This is a genomic window from Parasphingorhabdus sp. (assembly GCF_036964675.1).
Classification (GTDB): domain Bacteria; phylum Pseudomonadota; class Alphaproteobacteria; order Sphingomonadales; family Sphingomonadaceae; genus Parasphingorhabdus.
Genome location: NZ_JBALTF010000071.1, coordinates 1 through 2,446 on the forward strand (window position 1 = coordinate 1; position 2,446 = coordinate 2,446).

Below are 2,446 nucleotides of genomic sequence, written 5' to 3' on the forward strand. Positions count from 1 at the left end.
CTGATTGAAATCGCTCAAAATGGCCTGTTTTGGTACTCAAAACAGCAAATTTCCCTGTTAATTCCCTAATAGCAGGGTAACTGGACACTGAGACCGGTTCGCGACAGACTGCGTCGCGCACCACCTTTTTCCTTAATTTTCAATGTCTCGTGGCACCGCCACCGTTTGCCAATTTAAGACCGAGTTCTTAGAGGGTTAGCCCACGTCGTATGGGAGCTCCGGTGACCAGAGACCATTTGGCCGCGGCCATAGTAGGGCATAATGCCCATTTATCTCCATGGCCCCAGGTGCTGGCACCAGATGCACTATTGGAATTGGGTGGTTTTGAGCTTCAGTTGAAGCCAAGTAGCTCGCGCTGTGCTGTCCAGCAGAGCGGTACGCTGCCGATACGCAAGATCTTGCGGCCGGTGAGATCAGCTGGCTGAGTGCCATCAATAATCGTGGAGATAATATCTGGAGCTAGTCGGCCATACCGAGGTGCCTACATGGCGCTTCATGTGGAGTAGGTACGATCATCCCGAAAGCAACTATCGGGCCGCCCGCGCGCGATTCGGCGACGATCTCGCCGGACGCAGGATCACTCATCCGGGACAAATCCTGCACGCCGCTGGCAGCTCGATACGGTTCCAAAATATGGTGACGACCTGCTCGACGGACACACCGTACTGAGTTATTTCACTGATTATCTTGCCGACCTTGATAAGGCTGGTCTCAAGGCCGGGTGCGGTTTGGACAGGGATGATGATATTGCCATTGCATATATTGCAGGCGCCTATAACAAAGTGGCCGAGTATCGGAGGACAATACTGGCTGAGTGAACGGCGCCACAATCAGGATGGACCGGTAACGCCAATGCCAAGTCTCTCGTTGGCCTAACCTGCTCCGCGTTCAGCCTCGCTACGAAGGGTGATAAAGCTTTTTGGTCTTGCCAAGAGCCAAATCGGTTTTCACGCAGGTATCCCAGCGAGCACCCGAATTGCAAAGATTTGAAGCCAGCTGAGCTGTTTCCGCGCGCCCTCAGATCATGTCACGGCGTCAAGCAACGGCGCCAAAGAATCAAGCAGCGCCATGGGCGTTTCAGCGTTTGACAGCGCCGGAACAGCGTCCCGTTGCATCAGTCCGGTTGTCATACCGATGCTTACCGCCCCCGCACTGTTCGCCATCCGCATTTCCAGCCCGGGATCGTCGCCGACCACGACAATATTCTTCGCCGCCGCCGGTCCGAAACCCATCGAACGCGCGGCAGCATCAAAGGCTATCCGTGACGGCTTGCCCAGCACCTTCGCGCGTTTGCCGGTGAGTGACGTAATCATGACATTGATCGCAAAACTTGCGCCAATCGCACGCCCTGTCGCAGTGGCGAAGAAGGGAACATGGCTGGCAGTCGTCAGGATCGCCCCGTCCCAGATCGATTGGCAAGCAGCCTCCATGTCGGGGAATGTGAATTCGCGGAACCAGCCAGTGTAGACTGCCTCGACGCCGGTGGCCGTTTCGGTTGGCCCGATGACCGTAATACCAGCATCTTCAAGCGGCGCGCAGACACCTGCATTGCCGAGGACACGGACACGGCTTATGCCTTGCTTCAGGAACCAGATGGCGGCGGACGAGGACGGCGTCATCATTTCGTCATCACGAACATCAAATCCGGCATTGCGCAGCGATGCAGCATAAGCTGCAGGAGCTTTGGCGGTGCCATTGGTGAACACGCGATAGGGGATCCCGCGGGCACGCAGCGCGGCCAGCGTTTCGGTGGCAAAGGGCAAGGCTTTGTGCCCACCACTGGCCGCATCGCCCAGGGCAATGGTGCCGTCCATGTCAAAGATAAACCCGCTGGCATTTTGAACGCGCGCAATGATCTCCGGTTTCATAGGCCTGTTCCGGAATGCAAGGCGATGCGCAGGCCGGGGCGTTCGACGATTATGTCGCGAGCAGCGGGCTGCGCAGCAAGTTGTTTGAGCAGCGCCATCAGGGGCGCGACTTCGGGCTTGTAGGTTGCGCGCGAACGCCCGGCGCTCAGCATGGCATCCACCTGATCGCCGGGCATCACTGCGCGGAGAAGGAATTCTTCATCGTCCATGGTCGCCCCGAATTTCTTGCGCAGATCGGCAAATGCCGGAAAATCGGGTTCTGACATAATGACCTTGGCATGGGGGCGATCAAGTATGGCGGCCTCTACGCTCTTGTCGATGGGGTTGGTCGGCTTGCCAAATTTTCCGAGCACATAGCGGATGACCTGATCGCTGACCTGGGCATATCGCCGCTCGCCGATCACGTTAAACAGCGCCTGGCTCATGACCATTTGCGGGAAAGGCGTGACCATGATCGGATAGCCGAGTTCTGCACGCACCTGTTCGGTTTCGGCAATCACGTCGGCGAGGCGGTGACCAAGGCCAAGTTCTTCCAGCTGCCGCTTGGTCGTTGTCATCACGCCCCCGGCAATCTGATG

1 protein-coding gene and 1 pseudogene are annotated in these 2,446 nt (G+C 57.3%); both read right to left on the bottom strand.

Features of this window, described 5'->3' with window-relative positions; genetic code table 11:
* Positions 1 to 1,022 precede the first annotated feature (1,022 nt).
* The gene (locus V7665_RS11490) at positions 1,023 to 1,868 is read right to left on the bottom strand and encodes an HAD-IIA family hydrolase (RefSeq protein ID WP_335664679.1); all 846 of its coding nucleotides are present in this window, start codon (positions 1,866 to 1,868) and stop codon (positions 1,023 to 1,025) included.
* Positions 1,865 to 2,446, bottom strand: a pseudogene (locus V7665_RS11495) (biotin carboxyl carrier protein); the annotation flags it as partial. The pseudogene V7665_RS11495 and the gene V7665_RS11490, both read right to left, overlap by 4 nt.

What these genes read in the sequence shown, in the direction of transcription:
- V7665_RS11490 (WP_335664679.1), bottom strand. Translation starts at nt 1,868, where the DNA reads ATGAAACCGGAGATCATTGCGCGCGTTCAAAATGCCAGCGGGTTTATC.